Genomic DNA, 1,515 nt, shown 5'->3' with positions numbered 1-1,515 from the left:
CCTCCTCGATCTCGGTGTTCTTGACCTCGATGTCGCGGTTCTGGCTGACCAGCAGGGCTGCCTTCTCCTCCAGCTCGGCGTTGGAGCGCTGGAGCTCCTCCTGCTGGACCTGGAGCTCCTCGGTGCGCGAGCGGAGTTCGCCGGCCAGCCGCTGGGACTCGTCGAGCAGCTCGTCGGTACGGGCGTTGGCGACGATGGTGCTGAGGTTGACGCCCACCGTCTCCATGAGCTGCTCCAGGAAGTCCCGGTGCACGGAGGTGAAGGGGCTGAAGGACATGAGCTCGATGACGCCGAGCACCTGGTCCTCGACGACGACGGGCAGCACCACGAGGCTGCCCCGGGCCGTGCTGCCGAGCCCCGAGGAGATCGTGACGTAGTCGGCGGGGACGTTCTCGGCGGCGATGGTGCGGCGGCCGCGGGCGGCCTGTCCGACGAGCGACTCGCCCAGCCGGAAGCGGGTCCCGGTCCCGTCGCCGGCGGGTCGTCCGTAGGAGCCGACGAGACCGAGCTCGACGCCGTCCGCTCCTTCCTCGGCCAGGTAGAAGGCGCCGTACTGGGCGGCGACGAGCGGGGTCAGCTCGTCCATGACGAGCTCGGCGACGACGGCCAGGTCCCGGTGGCCCTGCATCAGCGCGGAGATCCGGGCCAGGCTGGACTTCAGCCAGTCCTGTTCCTGGTTGGCCCGGGTCGTCTCGCGCAGCGAGCCGACCATCGCGTTGATGTTGTCCTTGAGCTCGGCCACCTCGCCCGACGCCTCGACGGTGATCGAGCGGGTCAGATCGCCCTCGGCCACCGCGCTGGTGACCTCGGCGATGGCGCGAACCTGGCGGGTGAGGTTGCCGGCCAGTTCGTTGACGTTCTCGGTCAGCCGCTTCCAGGTCCCGGAGACCCCCTCGACCTCGGCCTGGCCGCCGAGCCGGCCCTCGCTGCCGACCTCGCGGGCGACGCGGGTCACCTGGTCCGCGAACGAGGACAGCTGGTCCACCATCGTGTTGATGGTGTTCTTCAGCTCCAGGATCTCGCCCCGGGCGTCGATGTCGATCTTCTTGGAGAGGTCTCCGTTGGCGACCGCGGTGGTGACCTCGGCGATGTTCCGGACCTGGAAGGTCAGGTTGTTCGCCATGAAGTTCACGTAGTCGGTGAGGTCCTTCCAGGTGCCGGACACGTTCGGCACCCTGGCCTGCCCGCCGAGGCGGCCCTCGGTGCCCACCTCGCGGGCGACGCGGGTCACCTCGTCGGCGAAGGCCGACAGGGTGTCCACCATGGTGTTGATGGTCTCGGCGAGGGCGGCGACCTCGCCCTTGGCCTCCACGGTGATCCGCCGGGAGAGATCGCCGCGCGCCACGGCGGTGGCGACCTGCGCGATCGACCGCACCTGGCCGGTGAGGTTGGACGCCATCAGGTTGACGTTGTCGCTCAGGTCCTTCCAGATGCCCGAGGCCCCCCGGACGGTGGCCTGGCCGCCCAGGATGCCCTCGGTGCCCACCTCGCGGGCCACCCGGGTCACCTCGTCGG

1 protein-coding gene is annotated in these 1,515 nt (G+C 70.0%); it reads right to left on the bottom strand.

Features of this window, described 5'->3' with window-relative positions; genetic code table 11:
• Positions 1–1,515, bottom strand: a 1,515-nt coding sequence (locus tag IE321_RS41425) for a HAMP domain-containing protein (RefSeq protein WP_190226773.1), incomplete at both ends; no start/stop codon positions are given.

Origin of the sequence: Streptomyces hydrogenans (assembly GCF_014656075.1) — a bacterium.
Taxonomy (GTDB): domain Bacteria; phylum Actinomycetota; class Actinomycetes; order Streptomycetales; family Streptomycetaceae; genus Streptomyces; species Streptomyces hydrogenans.
Note: the sequence above shows the minus strand (reverse complement) of the source record. Positions and strands in the feature narration are given on the sequence as shown.